The organism is Leifsonia sp. Y878 (genome assembly GCF_057669685.1).
Map to the genome: position 1 here is coordinate 682,486 of NZ_JBYHFS010000002.1, position 20,019 is coordinate 702,504.

Annotated in this window: 16 protein-coding genes; 11 read left to right on the top strand and 5 right to left on the bottom strand. The window is 64.2% G+C overall.

Annotated elements, in window-relative coordinates:
• Positions 1 to 3 precede the first annotated feature (3 nt).
• Entirely contained in the window at positions 4 to 687 is a 684-nt protein-coding gene (locus AC25Y4_RS09330) for a lysophospholipid acyltransferase family protein (protein WP_488120465.1), read from the bottom strand.
• 155 nt (positions 688 to 842) lie between these two features.
• On the opposite strand from AC25Y4_RS09330, the gene AC25Y4_RS09335 reads away from it, so the two are divergent.
• Positions 843 to 1,541, top strand: coding sequence for a 4'-phosphopantetheinyl transferase family protein (locus tag AC25Y4_RS09335; RefSeq protein ID WP_488120111.1), 699 nt, complete (start codon positions 843 to 845; stop codon positions 1,539 to 1,541).
• A 117-nt stretch (positions 1,542 to 1,658) separates the two neighbouring features.
• Here the strand turns inward: AC25Y4_RS09335 and AC25Y4_RS09340 are convergent, their stop codons facing one another.
• Together AC25Y4_RS09340 and AC25Y4_RS09345 are read right to left on the bottom strand one after the other, a co-directional pair.
• Positions 1,659 to 3,026: a M1 family metallopeptidase gene (locus AC25Y4_RS09340; protein ID WP_488120112.1), complete on the bottom strand. Its 1,368-nt coding sequence runs from the start codon at positions 3,024 to 3,026 to the stop codon at positions 1,659 to 1,661.
• A 100-nt stretch (positions 3,027 to 3,126) separates the two neighbouring features.
• The gene (locus AC25Y4_RS09345; protein WP_488120113.1) at positions 3,127 to 7,152 is read right to left on the bottom strand and encodes a Pls/PosA family non-ribosomal peptide synthetase; all 4,026 of its coding nucleotides are present in this window, start codon (positions 7,150 to 7,152) and stop codon (positions 3,127 to 3,129) included.
• A gap of 369 nt (positions 7,153 to 7,521) precedes the next feature.
• Between AC25Y4_RS09345 and dxr the strand changes: the two genes are divergently transcribed.
• Positions 7,522 to 8,607 (top strand): 1-deoxy-D-xylulose-5-phosphate reductoisomerase, encoded by a 1,086-nt coding sequence (dxr, locus tag AC25Y4_RS09350; RefSeq protein WP_488120114.1) that lies wholly within the window; start codon positions 7,522 to 7,524, stop codon positions 8,605 to 8,607.
• Here dxr and AC25Y4_RS09355 read toward each other — a convergent pair.
• Positions 8,604 to 9,527, bottom strand: coding sequence for an NAD-dependent epimerase/dehydratase family protein (locus AC25Y4_RS09355; protein ID WP_488120115.1), 924 nt, complete (start codon positions 9,525 to 9,527; stop codon positions 8,604 to 8,606). The genes dxr and AC25Y4_RS09355 overlap by 4 nt on opposite strands.
• Positions 9,528 to 9,703: 176 nt before the next feature.
• Here AC25Y4_RS09355 and AC25Y4_RS09360 point away from each other — a divergent pair, with 176 nt between their 5' ends.
• The 9 genes from AC25Y4_RS09360 (at position 9,704) to AC25Y4_RS09400 (ending at position 18,162) form a co-directional block, all read left to right on the top strand.
• Entirely contained in the window at positions 9,704 to 10,615 is a 912-nt protein-coding gene (locus tag AC25Y4_RS09360) for an ABC transporter ATP-binding protein (protein ID WP_488120116.1), read from the top strand.
• Positions 10,612 to 11,451 (top strand): ABC transporter permease subunit, encoded by an 840-nt coding sequence (locus AC25Y4_RS09365; RefSeq protein WP_488120117.1) that lies wholly within the window; start codon positions 10,612 to 10,614, stop codon positions 11,449 to 11,451. The genes AC25Y4_RS09360 and AC25Y4_RS09365 overlap by 4 nt, the downstream gene beginning before the upstream one ends.
• Before the next feature lie 133 nt (positions 11,452 to 11,584).
• On the top strand, positions 11,585 to 12,973 hold the full coding sequence (locus tag AC25Y4_RS09370; RefSeq protein ID WP_488120118.1) for a M50 family metallopeptidase: 1,389 nt from the start codon (positions 11,585 to 11,587) through the stop codon (positions 12,971 to 12,973).
• 135 nt (positions 12,974 to 13,108) lie between these two features.
• Entirely contained in the window at positions 13,109 to 14,578 is a 1,470-nt protein-coding gene (locus AC25Y4_RS09375; RefSeq protein ID WP_488120119.1) for a sensor histidine kinase, read from the top strand.
• A complete protein-coding gene (locus AC25Y4_RS09380) occupies positions 14,575 to 15,315 on the top strand; it encodes a response regulator (RefSeq protein WP_488120120.1) in 741 nt (246 codons plus the stop codon). Before AC25Y4_RS09375 ends, AC25Y4_RS09380 begins: the two co-directional genes overlap by 4 nt.
• A 166-nt stretch (positions 15,316 to 15,481) precedes the next feature.
• Positions 15,482 to 15,835, top strand: a complete 354-nt coding sequence (locus tag AC25Y4_RS09385) for an SHOCT domain-containing protein (RefSeq protein ID WP_488120121.1) — start codon at positions 15,482 to 15,484, stop codon at positions 15,833 to 15,835.
• A gap of 104 nt (positions 15,836 to 15,939) precedes the next feature.
• Positions 15,940 to 16,077, top strand: a complete 138-nt coding sequence (locus AC25Y4_RS09390; protein WP_488120122.1) for a hypothetical protein — start codon at positions 15,940 to 15,942, stop codon at positions 16,075 to 16,077.
• 167 nt (positions 16,078 to 16,244) lie between these two features.
• Positions 16,245 to 17,504 (top strand): sensor histidine kinase, encoded by a 1,260-nt coding sequence (locus tag AC25Y4_RS09395; protein WP_488120123.1) that lies wholly within the window; start codon positions 16,245 to 16,247, stop codon positions 17,502 to 17,504.
• Positions 17,497 to 18,162 carry a response regulator gene (locus AC25Y4_RS09400; protein WP_488120124.1) on the top strand — a complete coding sequence of 222 codons (666 nt, stop codon included), beginning with the start codon at positions 17,497 to 17,499 and terminating at the stop codon, positions 18,160 to 18,162. Before AC25Y4_RS09395 ends, AC25Y4_RS09400 begins: the two co-directional genes overlap by 8 nt.
• Before the next feature lie 116 nt (positions 18,163 to 18,278).
• Here the strand turns inward: AC25Y4_RS09400 and AC25Y4_RS09405 are convergent, their stop codons facing one another.
• A complete protein-coding gene (locus AC25Y4_RS09405; protein WP_488120125.1) occupies positions 18,279 to 19,883 on the bottom strand; it encodes an HNH endonuclease signature motif containing protein in 1,605 nt (534 codons plus the stop codon).
• Positions 19,884 to 20,019: the final 136 nt, after the last annotated feature.

A 20,019-nucleotide genomic window follows, 5' to 3' on the forward strand; every position in this document is an offset into this window, starting at 1 on the left:
GAACTAGATGCGCTCGCGCGGGAAGACCTTGTCGGCGATGCGGTGCAGCGTGCCAGACGGCGGCGACTCGTTGTAGACGCCGGCGAGTTCCTGCTCTGACAGCTCGTGGATACCGGCCATGATCTGGTCGGTCGCGAGGCGCCTGGCCTTGCCAGACTCCGCAGACCCATGAACGCTGACATCGATGGGCTCACCGAACTTGACCGAGATCCGACGGATGCGTGGGAACTTGGCCCCGACCGGCTGGATCTCCTGGGTGCCGATCAAGCCGACCGGAACGACGACAGCGCCGGTGGTCAGGGCGAGCCAGGCGACACCGGTCCGCCCCTTGTACAGACGACCGTCGAGGGATCGGGTGCCCTCTGGGTAGATCGCGAAGGCACTGTCCGATTCGAGAATGTGTCGACCGGCGTCGAGTGCATCCTGTGCGGCCTGTCCGGCTCCGCGTTCGACGCCGACGGCTCCGATGGAGGTGAAGAAGGTGCGTGACACCCAGCCCTTGAAGCCGGTGCCGGTGAAGTAGGTGTTTTTCGCCAGGAACTGCACCCGGCGCGGCGCGGTCAGCGGAATGACCAGGCTGTCGACGAACGACAGGTGATTGCTCGCGAGGATGACGCGGCCGGTCTTCGGGATGTTCTCCCTGCCCGTGATACGAGGTCGGAAGACGAGCCTGGCAACGGGTGCCATGATGCCGTAGCCGAGGAAGTACACGAAACCCGGTCGCTTGGCCTTGAGGGGTTTGGGGGCGTCTTCGCTCTCATTTGTCACAGAACGACACTACCCCGGCTTATATGCGTGTCAGAGAATGGACGCGCAGGAAAGCGAAGGAGCAGGATAAGCATATGCAGTCGCCACGAGTAGGGGCATCGGTTGGAGCAGTCGCGGGGGTATCCGTCGCGATCTACCGCCAGGCCGCCGACCCTGCAGACCCCGCCGACCCCGTTGCGAGCGGGGGCAGCGCTGGCAACGCGGCGATAGCGGATGCCGTCGCGGCGTTCTCCGGCACCTCGGCCATCGACGTGGTGATTGCCAGGCACTGCCGCCGCTGCGGTGCCGACGATCATGGCAAGCCACGTATCCTTGCTCCGGTGTTCATTGATGGGTCAGAGATCCAGGTGAGCCTCAGCCGAGCTGGGGGACAGGTGGTCGTCGCTGTGACGGCGGGGAGTCCGATCGGCTTCGACCTCGAGGACCCCATGGCGCTCGCGGCAGCGATTGCTGCAGCTCCCGTCGATGAGGTGCTGCTGCATCCCGACGAGCGGCGCGCGCTCGCGACGCTGCCGGAGTCCCTGCGCGCTCACCGTCGCACGCTGCTCTGGACCGCAAAGGAAGCCGTGCTGAAGGCCACCGGATGGGGACTGGCGATCGAACTGGCCACCCTGTCGCTCACCGTTCTCGCTGACGACGAGCTGATTCTCGACGCCTGGCCGGCAGAGCTCGGTCTCGACGATGCACCCACCATCGTGGTTGTCGACCTGCCCGCAACGGATGCCGACAGTCGCCTACTCGGCGCTGTCGCCGTGCTTGGAGCTATCCGCTGATTGAGGAGCGCCCGAGGAACGAGGCCGCGTCTCGAAATCATCGCGAGCAGGTCTCGAGTGGTCGGCCGTGAACGGGTTCGTCGACCGCCGGGAAGCCGGGAAGCCGGGAAGCCGGGATCAGTCGCGATACCCCCGCGGAAGCTTCGGCAGTGCAGTGTCGAACAACCAGAGGCCGAGCAGCGCGCTGACGGAGCGATCCGTGTATCCGCTGGCATGTGTCACGAACTCCGCCGTCGTCACTGAACCGAACCGCTTGAGCGCTGTCCACTCGCGCAGCATCGTGAAGAACAGCTCACTGCCGATCGTGAGCCGTAGAGCGTGCAGGGCAAGCGCACCGCGCTTGTACACCCGGTCGTCGAACATCAGGTCGGGGCCGGGGTCGCCGATCAGGATGTCCTGCGGCAGCGCGCTGAGCTTTGCCCAGTACGACTCGGCGAGGCGTTGGGCGGTTGGCCCGCCCGACTCCTCAGACCACAGCCACTCCGCGTAGCAGGCGAAGCCCTCGTGCAGCCAGATGTGCTGCCACGATGACACGGTGAGGCTGTTGCCGAACCACGAGTGGGCGAGTTCGTGCGCGATGAGTCGGCTGGAGCCGTGCGCACCGTCGACATGGTTGCGGCCGAAGACCGACAGGCCGTGGGCCTCAAGCGGAATCTCCAGCTCGTCATCCGTCACGACAACGGTGTATTCCGGGAATGGATATGGTCCGAACATCCGCTCAAAGGATTCGATCATGGCGGGCTGTCGTGCGAAGTCGGTTGCAACGTCTGCAGCGAGGTCGACCGGGATATATGCCCGCTGCGGGATGTCTGCTGCGGCAATGGGATGCAGGGCGTAGTGCCCGATCTGCACGGTGGCCAGGTACGTGGCCACCGGTTCGGCGGTGTCGAAAACCCACACGGTCTTGCTCGCCTTGATCGTGCGGGAGACCAGTGTTCCGCACGCCACGACGCGGTACGGCGAGTCCGTGGTGATGGTGAGGGTGACCGTCGCCTTGTTGCTCGGGTGGTCGTTGCACGGAAACCAGGTGGGCGCGCCGCACGGTTCGCCGGCAACCAGCACGCCGTCGGTGAGTTCCTCCCAGCCGACATCACCCCAGAGGCTGCGCCGTGGTGCCGGTGAACCGCCGTAACGCACGGTGATGGTGAAGCGCTCGCCGACTTCGAGTGGGCGTGCGGGAGTGATGGTGAGCTTGTGGGCGCTTTGCGTGAAGCGAGGCGCTCGCACGCCATTGACGCGCACCTTCTGGGCAGAGAGCCCGGAGAAATCAAGGCTGAACCTGCCCAGCGGATGCGTGGCCACCGCCGTGATGATCGCCGTTCCTGCCAGCCGATTGCCGGCGACGCGATAGTCGAGCTCCACGGCATAGTGCGTGACGAGATAGCCGCCATTGCCGCTGCCCGGCAGGTACGGGTCGCCGAAGCTTGCCGCGCCATGGGTCTTTTCCTCGTCGGCAGCTGTCACCTCGCCAGAGTAATTGATCATGCGGCGTAATCGATCATCCGAGGTGACCCAGGCGACCCATCATGCGACCCGTCAGGTGTCCCATCACGCAGGGCGACCCATCGTCCGGCTCTGCTGCAGGTCATGAGGATCGCCCCGCGTTCCAGGGCGCAATCGGATTACCAGCCCAGCGACTTGAGTCAGGCACGAATTCGCCGCGCATGACGAGGGAGGCAGGGCCGACAGTTGCGTGGGAACCGATGGCGGCCGCGGGCAGGATCACGCTGTGCGGGCCAAGCGTTGCACCGTCGGCGAGCACGACGGTGTCGAGCGACATCACCCGGTCGTGGAAGAGGTGGGTTTGCACGACGCAGCCCCTGTTGACCGTCGCACCGTCGCCGAGGCTCACCAGGTCGGCCTCAGGCAACCAGTACGACTCGCACCAGGTGCCCCGGCCGAGCCGCGCGCCGAGGGAGCGCAGCCACCAGGCCAGTGCGGGTGTTCCCGTCGCCGCGACAGCGAACCACGGGGCGGCCACCAGTTCCACAAAGCAGTCAGACACTTCGTTGCGCCAGACGAACGACGACCACAGCGGATGCGCCTCCACCCTGATTCGCCCCACCAGAATCCACTTCATCACTGTCGTGACGCCCGCCGCCACAGCTCCGGCAACCAGCATCGCCACGCCGGACAACAGGATCGTCACGGGTGTGCCCCAGGCCGCGATCATCCATTCGAGTCCAACGATGATGCCGAGCGCGATGGCGGCAGAGACCACGACGGGCACGAACCGGCAGCACTCCCAGAGCAGCCGTGCGATGCGCAGCGCGGTCGACGGCTGGAAGGTGCGGGTCTCATCGAACTCGGCCACCGCGCGCCGGAGACGCACCGGCGGATTCCCGAGCCACGACGACCCTGATTTCGCTTTCCGTGGGGTTGCAGAGAGCACGGCGACGAGTCCGTTCTTCGGCACAGTGCGTCCTGGGCCGGTCATCCCCGAATTGCCGAGGAAGGCGCGTCGGCCGACCTTTGCCCTGTCGATGCGCATCCAGCCGTGCCCGAGTTCGTAGGAGGCCACCATGGTGTCGTCGGCGAGGAACGCCAGGTCGCCGATGGTGGTGAGCGAGGGAATCAGCAACACGGTTGAGGCTTCGACGTCCTTACCGACGCTGGCACCGAGCATCCGCAGCCATACAGGGGTGAACAGGCTCGCGTATAAGGGGAACAAGATGGTGCGGGCGGAATCCAGCAGGCGCTCCGTTGCCCACACCTGGAAGCCGATGCGACTGCGCACCGGGTATGTGCCGGGCACCAGGCCGATGCTGAGCACCCTGACGGCGACGACGGTGAGTCCCGCGTAGACGACGCCGCCGGCCGCCGTGGCGACGGGCAGCCAGAGCAGCGCGCGAAGTGCGGCCCCTCCAAGCTCGGTTGTACCGGTGATGCCCGCTCCGATGATCAGGAGTGCAACGGCAATGGCGAGTACCGGCAGGGTCGAGAGCGCCACGGAGCCGGCGCCGTAGGCGACGAGCCAGCGGGTACCGATCGGCGGCCGCTCGTCTGGCCAGTCGTTCCGTGACTTGCCGATACGTTCGGCGGGGGAGCCGGCCCAAAGCTGGCCGGCGGGCACCTGGCCGTGAACGGCGGAGCCGGCCGCAATCTCTGCACCCCTGCCGATACGGGTGCCCGGCAGCAGCGTGCTGCGGGAGCCGATCGTGGCATCCGCTCCAATCTGCACGGCACCGAGCCGCAGGATGTCGCCGTCCAGCCAGTAGCCGGCCAGGTCGACCTCTGGCTCGATGGACGCGCCAGCCCCAATCTTGAGCATTCCGGTGACCGGAGGCAGTGAATGCAGGTCGACGCCTGGCCCGATCCTGGCGCCGAGGGCCCTGGCGTAGTAGCTGATCCAGGGCGCTCCGGCCAGGTTCGCGGCGCCGACCAGATGCGCCACCTGTTCGGCGAGCCACAGTCGCAGGTGCACGGCGCCGCCACGCGGATAGTCGCCGGGTTTCACGCCGGTGAGCAGCGCCCTGGCGGCAACGACCGAGATGGTCATGCGACCGGCTGGGGTGACGAAGAGGATGAACCCGGCCAGGATCCACCACCAGGACGTGGAGTCGGCCCAGTGGGCGATCCCGGTCAGGGCGAGCAGGTTGTTCACGATGGCGAGATAGACGATCCAGCGGAGACCGACGATCACGTGCAGGGGAATCCCGAGCACGGTCTGTATCACTTGCGTTTTCAGCGGGGTCGGCGTGACGGTACGGCGTTCCTGTGCCTCTCGCGGTATCCGGGAGTCCAGCTCGACGGCGAGGGCGCCGATGCGGGGATGGTCGTAGATGTCAGAGACCGTGGTTTCGGGAAAACGGGTGCGGATGGCGGAGACCAGCTGTGCAGCAGACAACGACCCGCCGCCGTGTGCGAAGAAGTCATCATCGGGTCCGGCTACCGGCGTGCCGAGGATGGCGCTCCACTGGCTGGCCAGCCAGGTCGCTGTCTCGCCGAGGCCGGCGAGGTTGGCCTCTGCATCACCGACCATTGGCAGCGGCCAGGGGAGTGCTGCACGGTCAACTTTGCCCGACGTGCGGGTGGGCAGTGAGTCGACGATGGCGAGCAGCGGGACCAGGGCAGCGGGGAGTTCATCGCGGAGTCGCCGGGTGGCGGCATCCGTGTCGAAAGGCGCCGCTGGGTCGGTGGGCGCGAGGTAGCCGACGAGCACGTGGTTGCCGGCCGGCGTCGTCTGGACGACGGCTGCTGCGCCGCCGACTCCGGGAATGGCGGCCAGTGCGGCATCGATTTCGCCCAGTTCAATGCGTCGTCCGCCGAGCTTGACCTGGTCGTCTGCGCGGCCCTGGAAGAGAAGACCGGCTGGTTCGTAGCGCACGAGGTCGCCCGAGCGGTATGCCCTGTCCCAACCGAGGCTCGGAAAGGGAGCGAACTTCTCAGCGTCTTTGGCGGGGTCGAGGTAGCGGGCAAGGCCGACGCCGCCGATGATGAGTTCGCCGACGTCGCCTGCACCGACCGGTTGGCCGTCGGCGTCAACGACGGCGAGGTCCCAGCCGTCGAGGGGGAGTCCGATCCGGATCGGGGGAGTGCCGTTCAGCAGCGCGGCGCAGGAGACCACGGTCGCTTCCGTTGGCCCGTAGGTGTTCCAGACTTCACGGCCTTCGACGGCGAGGCGTTCGGCAAGCTCTGGCGGGCATGCTTCGCCGCCGAAGATAAGCAGGCGCACCAGCTCGAGCGATTCGACGGGCCACAGGCCAGCGAGCGTCGGCACCGTTGAGACGATGGTGATGCCGTGGGTGATGAGCCAGGGACCAAGGTCGACGCCGGAGCGCACGAGCGACCGGGGTGCTGGCACCAGGCATGCGCCGTTCCGCCAGGCGAGCCACATCTCTTCGCAGGACGCGTCGAAGGCAACCGACAAGCCGGCGAGCACGCGGTCACCGGGTCCGATGGGGTCGTGCTGCAGGAAGAGCCTGGCTTCGGCGTCGACGAATGCCGCGGCGGAGCGGTGCGAGACGGCGACGCCCTTGGGGACGCCCGTCGAGCCAGAGGTGAAGATCACCCAGGCGTCGTCGTCTGGGGTGGGGTCGGTGATGCGGGGGAGCGTGCCTGTTGGCGTTGGCGTTGGACTTGGTGCTGGTGGCTGCACCGTAGCCGTAGCCGTAGCCGTAGCCGTAGCCGTAGCCGTAGCGGTATCTGTATCCGAGGCCGCCGCAGCCGGAATGCTGCCCTGCCCGCGCGGGACGAACGAGCCATCGGCGCCGACAACGCCGACGACATCCGCTTCGCCGAAGACGAGCTCTGCGCGTTCGTCTGGATCATCGGCGTCGACGGGCACATAGCTGGCGCCGGCGGCGATGGCGGCCAGGATCGATACGTACAGGGTGCGTGAGCCAGACGGAATACGGATGCCGACGCGATCGCCGTTCGTGACACCGGCGGCGATCAGTGCGGCCGCTTGTGCCGTGACCAGCCGCATCAGCTGCCGGTAGCTCAACGAGCCGTCGGCGTCGATGAGAGCGGATGCCTGTGGATTGGCCTCCGCGCTCTCCCGAAGAATGTCGATCAGGGTGCGCGGTTCTGGCGCACGATCGCCCGCCAGCAACAGGCCGGTGGCGCGGTTGGGCACCTCCGCCAGATCAGTCACTGCCACTCCGGTCATGCTTTCCCCTGTCCTCCCCGTTTCCATGATTGCGCAATCCGGGCGCTCTGCACCGTTCATGTCGCAAATACGCTCCTGGCCTGCACACGCCGGCACAGCACTGGCGCAACACCGGCACGGTATTGGCACAGTATTGGCGCAACACCGGCGCTCGCCGAAGGCTAGGGGTGCTCGGTGTCCAACGGGTGAACGGGACAAGCGGCCCATCGCCGCAGCCGCAGCTGCTGCATCTGCGCCTGCCAGCGCTATCGCGTGCGCCGCTTGCCAGTTGCCGCGCTCGCCGCACGCCGCTCGCCACTCTCTCGCAAAAGGGGGCGCCAGAGCTGACCTCGCCAGCGCCGAAACGGAGGCGGGCTTAGCATGGGGAGGGTGCAGAGAGTAATAATCCTCGGATCAACCGGTTCTATTGGAACCCAGGCGCTCGACGTGATCAGGGCGAACCCCACCCGGTTCGACGTGGTCGGACTGGCGGCGGGCAGCAATCGTGCCCTGCTCGACGAGCAGGCAGCGGAGTTCCATGTCGACGACACCGCGCTTGGCGCCGTAGAAGCAGAACAGCTGGTGCGGGATGTCGATGCCGACGTCGTGCTGAACGGAATCACCGGTTCCATCGGGCTTGGCCCGACACTGGCCGCGCTGCAGGCAGGTCGTACGCTCGCGCTGGCGAACAAGGAATCTCTCATCGTGGGTGGCGACCTGGTGAAGTCAATCGCGGCTCCCGGCCAGATCGTGCCCGTCGATTCGGAGCACTCAGCCATCGCGCAGGCGCTGCGCTCAGGGACAGCGGATGAGGTGCGTCGGCTGGTGCTGACGGCATCCGGTGGACCATTCCGTGGCAGGACACGTGAGCAGCTGGCATCCGTCACGCCAGCCCAGGCCCTCGCCCACCCGACGTGGAATATGGGCATGGTTGTCACCACGAATTCGGCGACCCTGGTCAATAAGGGCCTGGAGATCATCGAGGCGCACCTCTTGTTCGATGTCGGCTATGACCGCATTGATGTCGTGGTGCACCCGCAGTCTGTCGTGCATTCCATGGTGGAGTTCATCGATGGGTCGACCATCGCCCAGGCGTCTCCGCCCGACATGCGTCTGCCCATTTCACTCGGACTGGACTGGCCGAACCGCGTAGGTGCTGTTGGCGCGCCCATCGACTGGACCGTTGCACAGTCCTGGACTTTTGAGCCACTCGACGATGCGGCATTCCCCGCAGTCGAACTGGCCAAGACCGTCGGTCGTGCCGGCGGCACGTATCCAGCGGTGTTCAATGCCGCCAATGAGCAGGCTGTCGCCGCATTCCACGATGGGCGTTTGCCGTTCCTCGGCATTGTTGACACCGTGCGGGCTGTCGTTGAATCACATGAGCAGGATGGTGCGCTGAGCCTGGAGTCGATGGCTGCTGCTGAAGAGTGGGCGCGGCGCACGGCAGACAAGGTGATCGGCAGCAGCAACTAGTCCGTCGGCTCGCGGTAACTCTCTGCGGTCGTCCGGAGCGACGCATCCCAGTCGGGAGCTTGCAAGCCCAGCTCTCTTTTCGTCTCCGTGGCATCAATGACAAACGGCACGACGAATTGATAGCTCGATGCCGAAATCTCTCGCATCATCGGACTGGCCATTCCCAGGGCACGCAGCATCCACTGTGGGTAACCCGAGACCTTTCCCCTGGTGCCGTACATGGCATTCAGCTGGGCGGCGATCTCGTTGCGACTGTACGCGGCGCTCGGCACATGCCAAATGCGCCCCCATTCACCCTGATAGTCGGCGGCGGCAATCAGCGTCGTCGCGATATCGGGCAAATAGCTCCAGCTATGGGTGACGGCTGGCGTACCGACCACACGGGCGGTCTTGGATGCCAGTACCGCCGTAAAGAAGGACTCGCCGAGGTGGGCGGTGCCTCCCGAACCGGGACCGAAGTAATCACTTGCCCGCACCTCAACGGCCTTGATCTCCCCGCGCCGGTGCGCCGCAAGTACCTGCTGCCAGCCCGCCTTGCGAATGAGCCCCTTCTTCTCCGTGGTGCGTTCCGGCGAATGCTCGGTCATCACACCCGTCGGCGAACCATAGGGATACAGGTTGCCCATCACGACCAGGTTCGCACCGCTGCTGGATGCCGCAGCAATGGCTGCAGAGAAGATCGGCGGCCAGTCGGTTTCCCAGTCGGTATACGGCGGGTTCGTGCAGAGGAAGATCGTGGCGGCACCGTCGGCTGCCCGGCTGAACGCCGATGGATCGCTTGCGTCGAGCGTGAGCGGAGTCGCACCGGCCGCACGTGAGCCCGAGCGGGTTGCGATGGTGACGTCATCGCCGCGTGCGGCGAGCCGCTCGGCGACAGGGCGTCCGATCAGACCGGCGCCAACGACGAGTTGATGTGCCATGACTGTCTCCTCAACTGGTTTGCTTGGAACTCTAGATGAAGACGGCACATTTGACTGCTGCTGGCCGCGTTCGCGTTGCATAAGGCGTTCACGTAGTACTCAGGTATGACAGCGCCGTCGCGAACGCCCTCCTTGCGGCGGATGCCAACGTGCGCTCAGATTTCTAGGCTTGACGCATGATTGAAATTCAGGGCTTGACCAAGACGTACGGCGCCAAGACCGCCGTCGACGATGTGACATTCACGATTGCGCCAGGACGGGTCACCGGTTTCCTGGGGCCGAACGGTGCGGGCAAGTCCACCACGATGCGCATGATCGTCGGTCTTGACCGTCCGAGTGCAGGCACCGCGTTGGTGAACGGCAAGCGTTACGCGGAACACGCTGCGCCCCTCCACGAAGTCGGGGCTTTGCTTGACGCGAAGGCCATCCACACCGGCCGCACCGCCTACAACCACCTGCGCGCCATGGCCGCGACTCATGGCATCAGCCAGCGCCGTGTCCACGAGGTCATCGCCATGACCGGCCTCGAATCCGTGGCCAAGAAGCGCGTCGGCGGTTTCTCGCTCGGAATGGGTCAGCGCCTCGGCCTCGCCGTCGCCCTCCTCGGTGACCCCTCAACGCTGATCTTTGATGAGCCAGTCAACGGCCTCGATCCAGAGGGTGTGCTGTGGGTGCGCCAGCTGTCACGGCAGCTTGCCGCAGAGGGTCGCACCGTCTTCTTGTCCTCCCACCTCATGAGCGAAATGGCGCAGACGGCCGACCACCTCATCGTGCTGGGCCGCGGCCGTGTTGTCGCTGATGCGCCCGTCGCTGAGATCCTGGCTGCCGCGACCGGAACATCCGTTACCGTGCGTACGCCGAGGGCCGGCGATCTCGCGAGGTTGATCGCCAGCGCGGATGTCACCGTCACCAGCACGCAGGCCGACCTCCTCAACATCACCGGCCTGGCTGCAGCGCAGATCGGCGAGGCTGCTGCTCAGGCCGGTATCGCGCTGCACGAACTCACCCCTGTCACCGCCTCGCTCGAAGAGGCATACCTGTCGTTGACTGAAGACGACGTCGAGTACAAAACGGAGCTTGCACGATGACCGCCACATTGACCCCCCGTACCGCCTTCACGCCCGCCCGCCCGGAGAAGACCGGCGTCACTTTTGGCCGGGTTCTCCGCTCTGAGTTGATCAAGCTCACGACGCTGCGCTCAACCGTGTGGTCGTTTGCGATAGTCGTGCTGATGTCTGTCGGGCTGGCTTTCCTGATGTCGATCAGCCTGAGCGCAGAGTACGTCCAGGATCTTCCAGCTGAGGTGCAGACAAGCATGCTGGTGCAGGCAGCGACATTCGGCACCTTCTTCGGCCAGCTGGTGATCGCGGTGCTCGGCGTACTCGTCATCAGCGGCGAATACATGACCGGCATGATCAAGTCGACGCTCACGGCAGTTCCGCGCCGCTTGCCGGCCCTGTTCGCCAAAGCGGTTGTGCTGTTCGTCTCGTCGTTCGTTATTGGGCTGGTGAGCTCCGTCGGTGCATACGCCATTGCAGCGCCGATCCTGGCGACCAAGGGTATCGAGGCCAGCCTCGCCAACCCAGACGTCTACACGCCGATCCTGGCGTCTGCGCTCTACCTGGCTGTTGTGTCGCTGTTCGCTCTGGGGCTCGGCACAATCGTGCGCAGTAGCGCCGGCGGAATCGCGACGGCTGTCGGCCTGATCCTGATTCTGCCGCTGACCTTCGCGATAGCCGGACTTCAGTGGATGGCGGATGCTGGTCCCTACCTCATGATGAATGCCGGCATGTCATCCTTTGGCCAGTCTGCCTTCACCGGCGAGAGCCCCCTCGACACCTGGCAGCAGATCGTGGTCACGCTCGTCTGGGCGTTCGTCGCACTGGCGGCCGGTGCTGTGCTGTTGAAGCGCAGGGACGCGTAGCGGCAGCTGCCACACCCACCCTCTCTCCCGCCGACAGCAGTGTCGGCGGGAGAGAGGTTTTCGCGTTGTGGCCAGCGGAGCCGTTCGGTGAACGGCCAGCAGCTTCCAAGCATTCTGCGGATACGCTGATGCTGTGGAATCCGTGCTGCTATTCATCCTGGGCGTTGCCATCATCGTCATTGGCCTCGCCGTATCCATCGGCCTGCACGAAATAGGGCACCTGGTTCCCGCAAAGCTGTTCGGGGTCAAGGTGACCCAGTACATGATCGGGTTCGGCCCGACGCTGTGGTCGAAGCGCAAGGGCGAGACCGAATATGGCGTCAAAGCCATTCCGCTTGGCGGCTACATTTCGATGATCGGGATGTTCCCGCCCAAGGATGGTGGCGAAGCGCGGAGCGCCAGCACCGGTTTCTTCAATACCCTCGTTCAAGAGGGTGGCGTCGACGGCGCAGAGACCAAGAAGGCTGGCGCCGTCAGCACCATGGTCGAAGAGGCCAGGCAGGCCAGCGCCGAGACCATTGGTGAAGGCGAAGAGCACCGCGCGTTCTACAAGCTTCCGGTGTGGAAGCGCGTTGTCGTCATGCTCGGCGGCCCGTTCATGAACCTGCTGATCGCCATCGTGCTGTACGCGGTGCTGCTCATGGGCTTCGGTACCGCCCAGTCGTCCACCACCGTCGGCAGTGTCTCTGCCTGTGTGATTCCCGCCGCCAGTTCAACGCAGACCTGCGATTCCTCTGCGGAGGCCGCACCGGGCGCAGCTGCCGGCATCCAGCCGGGCGATCGTCTGGTGAGCATCAACGGTACCGAGATCACCAGCTGGGAACAGTCAACGGAGATCATCCGCAACTCTCCAGGCCAGGAGCTCAGCGTCGTCGTTGAGCGCGACGGCAATGATGTGACACTCGCGCTCACCCCGAAGCTCACCGAACGCTATGTGACGGATGCCACAGGCAACGTCGTCAAGAATGAATCCGGCGAATCTGAGACCCAGGAAGTCGGCTTCGTGGGCATCGGTGCGGCAGCCGAAATGGTGCGGCAGCCGGTCACCGCGGTTCTGCCCGCTGTCGGCGAGAACGTCGGCGGCGTTGTGCACATGATCCTCAACCTGCCTGAGCGCCTTGTCGATGTCGCCAACGCAGCATTCGGCCCTGGCGAGCGTGACCCGAATGGTCCCATCAGCGTGGTTGGCGTCGGCCGGGTGGCTGGCGAAATCGCAAGCATCGACACCATTCCGGTCGCCGACAAGGCCGCGACCATGATCGGACTGCTCGCCTCGCTGAACATCGCTTTGTTCGTGTTCAACCTGGTGCCGCTGATGCCGCTTGACGGTGGACACGTGGCCGGAGCGCTGTGGGAAGGCATCCGTCGCACGTTCGCGAAGCTGTTCAAGCGCAAGGATCCGGGGCCGGTCGACACCGCCAAGCTGATGCCGCTGACGTTTGCGGTCGTCATCATCCTCGGTGGTATGAGCTTGCTGCTCATCTACGCAGACATCGTGAAGCCGATTAACCTGTTCGGCTAGTTCGCACCGACAGCGCCTCGACTACTCCGCGATTACTCCTCCGCCACTACTCCACGGGGAGTAATCTGGCCGGTCTCTGGCCGGATGATGCGCTCCGGACAGGCTTCGCTCACCATGCGGACGTAGCATCGGGGTATGCCTCAATCCCGGCCTCCGGATTTCAGCTGGCACCAGCGTGCCGCTGAGCGGCGCGGTGCCAGCGGCTACGGTGCGAGCGGTGCTGGCAGCGTGGGAGGTGCGCCTGGTGCGGGCTGGCAGGGTGGACCAGCCAACGGTTGGTCGTCTGGCCCGTGGTTGTCGCCGGGGTTCCGGCTCTGGATTCCTGTGGTGCTCTCGTTCCTGGTGCAGGTGCCGGCTGCGATTTTCTTTGCAGCTCGATTCCCCGATCGCTCCGGCGGAGCACTGGCGATTGCCCTTGCACTCATCGGTCCGCTGGCGTTGATCGGTGCGCGCAGGTTCCCCGGTCCCGTCGTCGTCGTGACGGCGCTGGCGGCTGCAGCGCTACTGCTGGTTCGACCGGATATTGGAACGCCATATCTTGCGCTTGGCTTCGCAATTGCGCTCGGGATCGTGCGGGGTGCACGCATCTGGGTGTACGCAAGCGTTGCCGCGGTGTGGGTGGCCACCATCGTGCTGGCCAGTGTGTTCGGTCTCGAGTTCGCGCCTGTTCGCGTTGCCGTGCTGACACTAGCCCTGGCCTTCGCCATGGGAATCGGCGAGATGGCGCGCGCTCGGCGCGAACGCTTCCGCGAGTTTCGACGCCTGGCCGATGACAGGCGGATGTCGGCTGAGCAGCGTGAACGTGTGCGCATTGCCCGAGAGCTGCATGATGTGCTTGCTCATTCGCTGTCGCAGATCAATGTGCAAGCGGGGGTCGGTTTGCATCTGATCGATAGCCAGCCTGAGAAGGCGGCCGAGGCGCTGGCCAATATCAAGGACTCGAGCAAGAACGCACTCGATGAGGTGCGTTCGGTGTTGGGGATCCTGCGCTCTGATGGCGCAGACGGCGCAGCGGGCGCTGAGGGAGCCACGAGTGGCGGCACCGGAAGCAGCGGCGCCGGCGGCAACAGCGATGGCGGCAAAGGCAGTGCCGCGGGTGGCTTATCGAGCGCTGCCGATAGGCACATTGGTGGCGCCGACGATCGTGCTGGCGGCCAGATGCGGCCGAATGCTCCGCTGACTCCTGAGCCTGACTTCGCTGCGTTGCCTGCCTTGATCGATTCCTTCAGGGCCCAGGGGATGACCGTCACCTATGTGACGGCGCTCGAGGCCGAATCAGCGGCATCCGCTGCCACCCAGCTGGCCATCTATCGCATCTGCCAGGAGGCGCTCACGAACGTTCTGCGGCATTCAAACGGCTCTGGGGCATCCGTTTATCTGGGCTTTGATCGTGGCGAATACCTGCTCACGGTGACGGATGACGGCACAGCGGATGCCGCCAGTGATGCCATCGTGCACGGCGGCGGTCTGCTCGGAATGCGTGAGCGCGCTGAGCTTCTGGGCGGCAGTTTGCAGGTCGGCTTCGGTGATCGCGATGGATTTCACATCACGGCTCGGTTGCCGCAACGTCCTGAACCGCGGGCTCGAAGCTGGGCAGTTCAGTGATTCGGGTCGTGATTGCCGATGACCAGCACTTGATCAGGGCTGGCTTTCGGGCGTTGCTCGAATCGGAGCCTGATCTCGAGGTGGTGGGGGAGGCTGCGACGGGGCGACAGGCGGTGCGTGTTGTGGATGAGACGAAACCCGATGTTGTGCTCATGGATATTCGGATGCCGGACGGCGATGGTCTGTGGGCGACGGAGCAGATCGTTGCCAATCCGACCCTCGGTGCAACGCATGTGGTGGTGGTGACGACCTTTGAGCTCGATGAGTATGTCGCGCATGCGATTCGTGCGGGAGCAAGCGGGTTTCTGGTCAAGGACACCGAGCCGGCCGAGTTGATCAGGGCGGTGCGGGTGGTTGCCGCCGGTGATGGCCTGTTGTCGCCGAGTGTGACCAGGCGATTGCTGCAGCGGATGGCCGCTGCAGGTGCGTCTGGACGTAGAACTGTTGGCGGTCCGGCTGGCGGCTCTATGGGCAGCTCAACCGACATCTCTGGCGTCGGTGTCGCCGTTGCTCCTGCCGATACCTCAGCGATCGAGGTGCTGACAGAGCGGGAGCGGGAGGTGCTTGCGCTGGTCGGACATGGGCTGACGAATGCCGAGATCGGCGAGCGGTTGTTTCTCAGTCCGTTGACGGCGAAGACGCATGTGTCTCGGATCATGGGCAAGCTGGCGGCGCGTGATCGTGTGCAACTGGTGATCGTCGCGTATGAGACCGGCCTGGTCGGTCAGGTCGAATAGTCGAGCTGAGCCGAACCGAGTCGAGCGCATACTCCCAATGGAGTAGTGGAAGTGTCTCCCTGGGGCAGATTCGAAACGGTCGAGCAATGGCAATTCTGGAGTGACAGGGTTCATCGGCAGCGGATCTACCGCGGCGGTGGGCCAACCACAAGCGATTGGACACATCATGCTCACGAGTGCGGTCATTTTGGGCGTAGCAGCTCATCCAGGGTGGGGTTGGGGCGGCGGATTCGGCTGGTTCTTCCTGTTGATTCCGCTGTTCTGGATCTTGTTCTTTGTCATCATCTTTTCAATCTTTGGTCGTCGCTGGCGCCGGGGTTGGGTCGGTCCGGGGGGACCGGGCTATTACGGCGGTCCGCAGCATTGGGCTGAGGTCGCTGGGCCGGGTGCTGCGGCTCGATCTGCCGAGCGCACCCTCGCTGAACGGTTTGCGCAGGGAGATATCGGTGAAGTGGAGTATCGAGCCAGGCTCGAGGTGCTGAGGGCGAATCGTCCGGATGGACAAACGCCGGCGCAGTAGGTCATTTGAGTTCACTTTCGATCTCAAGCAAAGAGGCGTACGTTGCAATCGGGGATCAATTGATCGTGGGGGTCACGCGAGGCCCACACAGTTTGGAGGTTCATATGCCAGACAAGTCGCCTCACCGGCACCTGAATAAAAAGCAGGGCAAGACCATCAAGCAGAAGCGCGCCGATAAGCGTGCAAAGGGCACGATGATCGACGATTCCGATGCGGTAACGCATATCAAGAAGGAGTCGTAGTAGTCCTGTGCTCCGCAGTCCCCGTGAGCGGGGGCTGCGGAGTTTTCGCTGTCACCGGCGCTACATCGTCGATGATGCCAACCGATGCGCGACTCATTCTCATCACTTCGGATGAATTCGAGCGCGGATGAGGGTCAGACGGCGACACCGGACTCTAGGGTGACGTCATGAAGAACTTGCGGAAACTGCTCAGAGTGTGGGCCGCGCCATCCGTTGCCATCGTCTTTTTGGGGTTGTGGATCCTTGCGGAAGCTGGCAGAGCGACTGCTGGCGAGTATGTCGTTCTTGGGTTGCTGGCGGTCTCTGTTGCGGTCTCTGCCTGGATTCCCGTCGCGTCAGTGGCGATCCTGTTCGCGGTACCTGCCTTCCAGCTGTTCGGGTGGCTCGCCCCGCCAACGAGCACAAGTTGGCCGACGTATCTCGCCGCGGCCTTTGCCGCATTTTTCGTTGGGTGGTGTGCGCGCGGAGTCATTCGATACCTGGCCATCCCGGTTGGCGCCATGGCATCGACACTCGTTGCAGTGAACATGTTCTATCCGGGCGGTTCCATCGGTTGGATGTCGTGGACCGGGCAGCCGGACTTGTCGAAGCCGGCAGTGGCGGAGATGCTGACTCTGAGCCTGGGCGCATTCGGGCTCTACATTGCGGCGTGGGCGCTTGGTTACGCAGGGGCCGCGATTGCGCGTGCGTTGCGCGTCGGTGACGAGCTTCGTTCAGCGAATAGCCAAATCGAGGAGACCAGCTTTGAGTTGCGGCTGGCGCAGGATCGCGCGCGTATCTCTCGTGATGTGCATGATGCGCTTGCTCATTCGCTGGCCGTCATCGTGTCGCAGGCACAGGGCGCGCTTGCGTTGCAATCCGTTCGTCCAGGGGTGGCAGCGGAGTCGTTGGGCAACATCGCAACTGTGGGACGCACTGCTCTAGTGGAGGTGCGAGAGCTGGTGGCGCGCATTCAGGATGATGCGGATTCCCTGACCCCTGCAGCATCCATTGCCGATCTGGAACCGCTCGTCGAGCACATGGGTGATCTCGGAATGGCGGCCACGATGCGCGTGATGGGGGAGCGCCGTGACCTGCAGCGCATGCATGAACTGGCCGTATTTCGAATTGTCCAGGAGTGTCTCACCAACGCGCTCAAACATTCGGGGACGGCGAGCAGGGTAGCCGTTGTCCTTGATTGGCGCGGTCCTGGGTTGGCGTTGCTCGTCACGTCGAGTGGAGACCTGCCGTTGGTCGACTCCACCAGCGTTGCGACACGTGGCGTAGGCGTTGAAGGGATGCGGGAGCGTGCGCGGTTGGCTGGCGGCTGGCTTACGGCCGAGTATTCGGAGGAGGACGGCACTTTCGTCGTCACTGCGTTCATTCCTGCCCATGACATCATGTCGATCGAGCAGCCGACCATCGAGGGTGAGCTGACGAATGTCTGAGCTCATTCGCGTCGCGGTGGTCGATGATCAGCCGCTCTTTTCGGCAGGCCTCGGCATGTTGATCGAGGCTCAAACCGATATGGAGTGCGTTGGCACCGCGCTTAATGGCGAAGAAGCGGTGCGACTCAATGATCGCGAGCAGCCTGATGTCATTCTCATGGACCTCAGAATGCCGGTGTTGAATGGCCTGGATGCCACCAAGCAGATTCTCGCAAGCGGTATCGCTGACGAGCGACCACGGGTGATCGTGTTGACAACGACCAGCAACGATGAAGCTGTCTATGGTGCATTGCGAGTTGGCGCGAGTGCCTTTCTGACGAAGGATGCTGACCCCGATACGGTGTTGGCTGCAATTCGGGATGCGCAGTCGGGGCAGCGACTTCCGGGTGGCGTCGAGGCGATGGGTGTCATCGAGCAATTCAGTCGATCGTCGGTGACGAGCCCACGTCAGGCTGTCCTCGATAAACTCACTCCGCGCGAACGGGAAGTGTTTCTCCTGGTGGCGCGCGGCTTGAGCAATGCGGAGATTGCCGATGCTGTCTATCTCAGTGCGGCGACGGTGAAGACACACGTTCGTGCGGTGTTCCAGAAGTTGGAGTTGCGCAGTCGTGTTCATGTTGTGGTGTTCGCGTACGAGAACAAGCTTGTCGTGGCCTAGTACCGAGTCGAGTCGAGTCGAGCCGCTGCCACTCCAACTCCCATTCCCGTTTCCGTTCCCGTTTCCGTTCCCGTTTCCGTTCCCGTTCTGGTTCCGGTTCCGGTCCCGGTTCCGGTTCACGATGGTGGGCGCTTGCTCGGCATCGGGATCGGAGACTGGCCCGGGTCGATAGCTCTGGGTGGAATCAGCCAGTAGTTGTTGCCGTCGCGGGTTATGTGCCAATGATTGTTGTGCAGGAGCAAATGGTGTCCGCGGCAGAGAAGTACTCCGTCTGCGATGTCGGTCTTGCCGTTGTCGGCACCCCAATGGTCGATGTGGTGTGCTTCAGTCCAGGAAGTGGGTCTGTCGCAACCAGGCCATCGGCAGCCTCCGTCGCGAGCAGCAAGCCCGATGCGCTGCCTCTCGGTGAAGAGGCGTTGGTTGCGCCCGACGTTCACGCATTGCCCGTCGTCATCGAACTTGATGCCTGTGTAGCCTGCGCACAGGAGTCGCTCGACGGTTTCCATCGAGACTGGGTCGGGATGGCCCTCGATCGTCCCGTGGCCAGCCCGCTCTGTGTCACTGCTGCCAGTGCCAGTGCCAGTGCCAGTGCCAGTGCCAGTGCCAGTGCCAGTGCCACTTCCTATGCCTGTGCGAGCACCACCACCACCACCATCATCATCATCACCACCGCCGCTCCCGTGGGACTGGTGTTCATGCAGTGCCTTCTCGGTGACAAGGATCCTGACGGTTGGACGGCGGCCGAAGAACACGGTGTTCGGATCGGCTTCAACAGCGATCTGAAGCAGAGCGAGAATGGTGTCGGCCGCGATCTGCTCGGTCGAACGCTCGTCGTTGCGGAGCTCTTGAGCGCGTTCGGCCAGTTCTTTGTCGACGAACCGGGGTCCGCCGCGTCGCGGTGAGGTGGCCTCGTCGATGATCGTTTCGACCAGGCGTCCATCTTCAGGGGAGAGCAGCGCGGAGACGCGATACATGCCGTCTGGCTGCTTCCAAATGCGGAAGCTGCGCGCGTCGCGTTGAGTTCTCTCACGGCGAGCGATGCCATCGGCGTCGAGCTCGTCGCGCAGGTGGCGAGCCCGGCGAAGCAGCTGGTCGGCGTTCAACGTGCCGGCCTCGTCCTGCAAGAACCGCGCTGCTGCGGCAAGCTTCTCTGCGGGAACCCCGGGGTCGATGTCGCCCAAGCCCTTTCGGATCGCATCCGCTGCGTCCACAGAGAGTGCGCCGGTGCGCACGGCTCCCGCAACGCTTGCCAGCCAGGGCAACTCCGCGAACGGTGAACCTGGATCCTGCTGTTGGAGCTCTTCGGCAGCCTCGGTCTGGTTCAGCAGTGTGCCGACGGCGACAAGTTTCGCGGCATCCGTTCGCGTGCCACCGGACGTCGCCTGGATCATCGCTTCGGGGGTGAGGAAACCATTGCGCTGCGCAAGGCCCGCATAGCCAAGATCGTGGCTCGAACGACGAGCGATCTCACCTGCCATCCAGGCGGCGTATCGGTCGACGTGTCGGCGGAGCGCCGTAATCTGATCCTGGCCCTGCATCAACCGGGTGTCGCTATGCGCGGCGAAGGATGCCGCACAGTCACCGAGCTGGGCGACCTCCGTTGCGACGTTCACCAGTTGCTCTGGGAGCTGCGCGATGGCCTGATCATGCGGGGGCGGTTGCTGCTGATACGGCAGCGGTGGGGCCTGCTGGCCCGGCCGCTCATCGACGAATGATTCCATACCTCCACACTAGAACTGAGGGAAACTTAGTTCTAGTGTCTTTCGGTAATCTGTGCAGAACTATCGAACAGGCGTTCTGTGGAGGAGGTGCCCTCGAACCCCGCTCCAGCCCGATGCCGAGAACAATCGGCCCCGA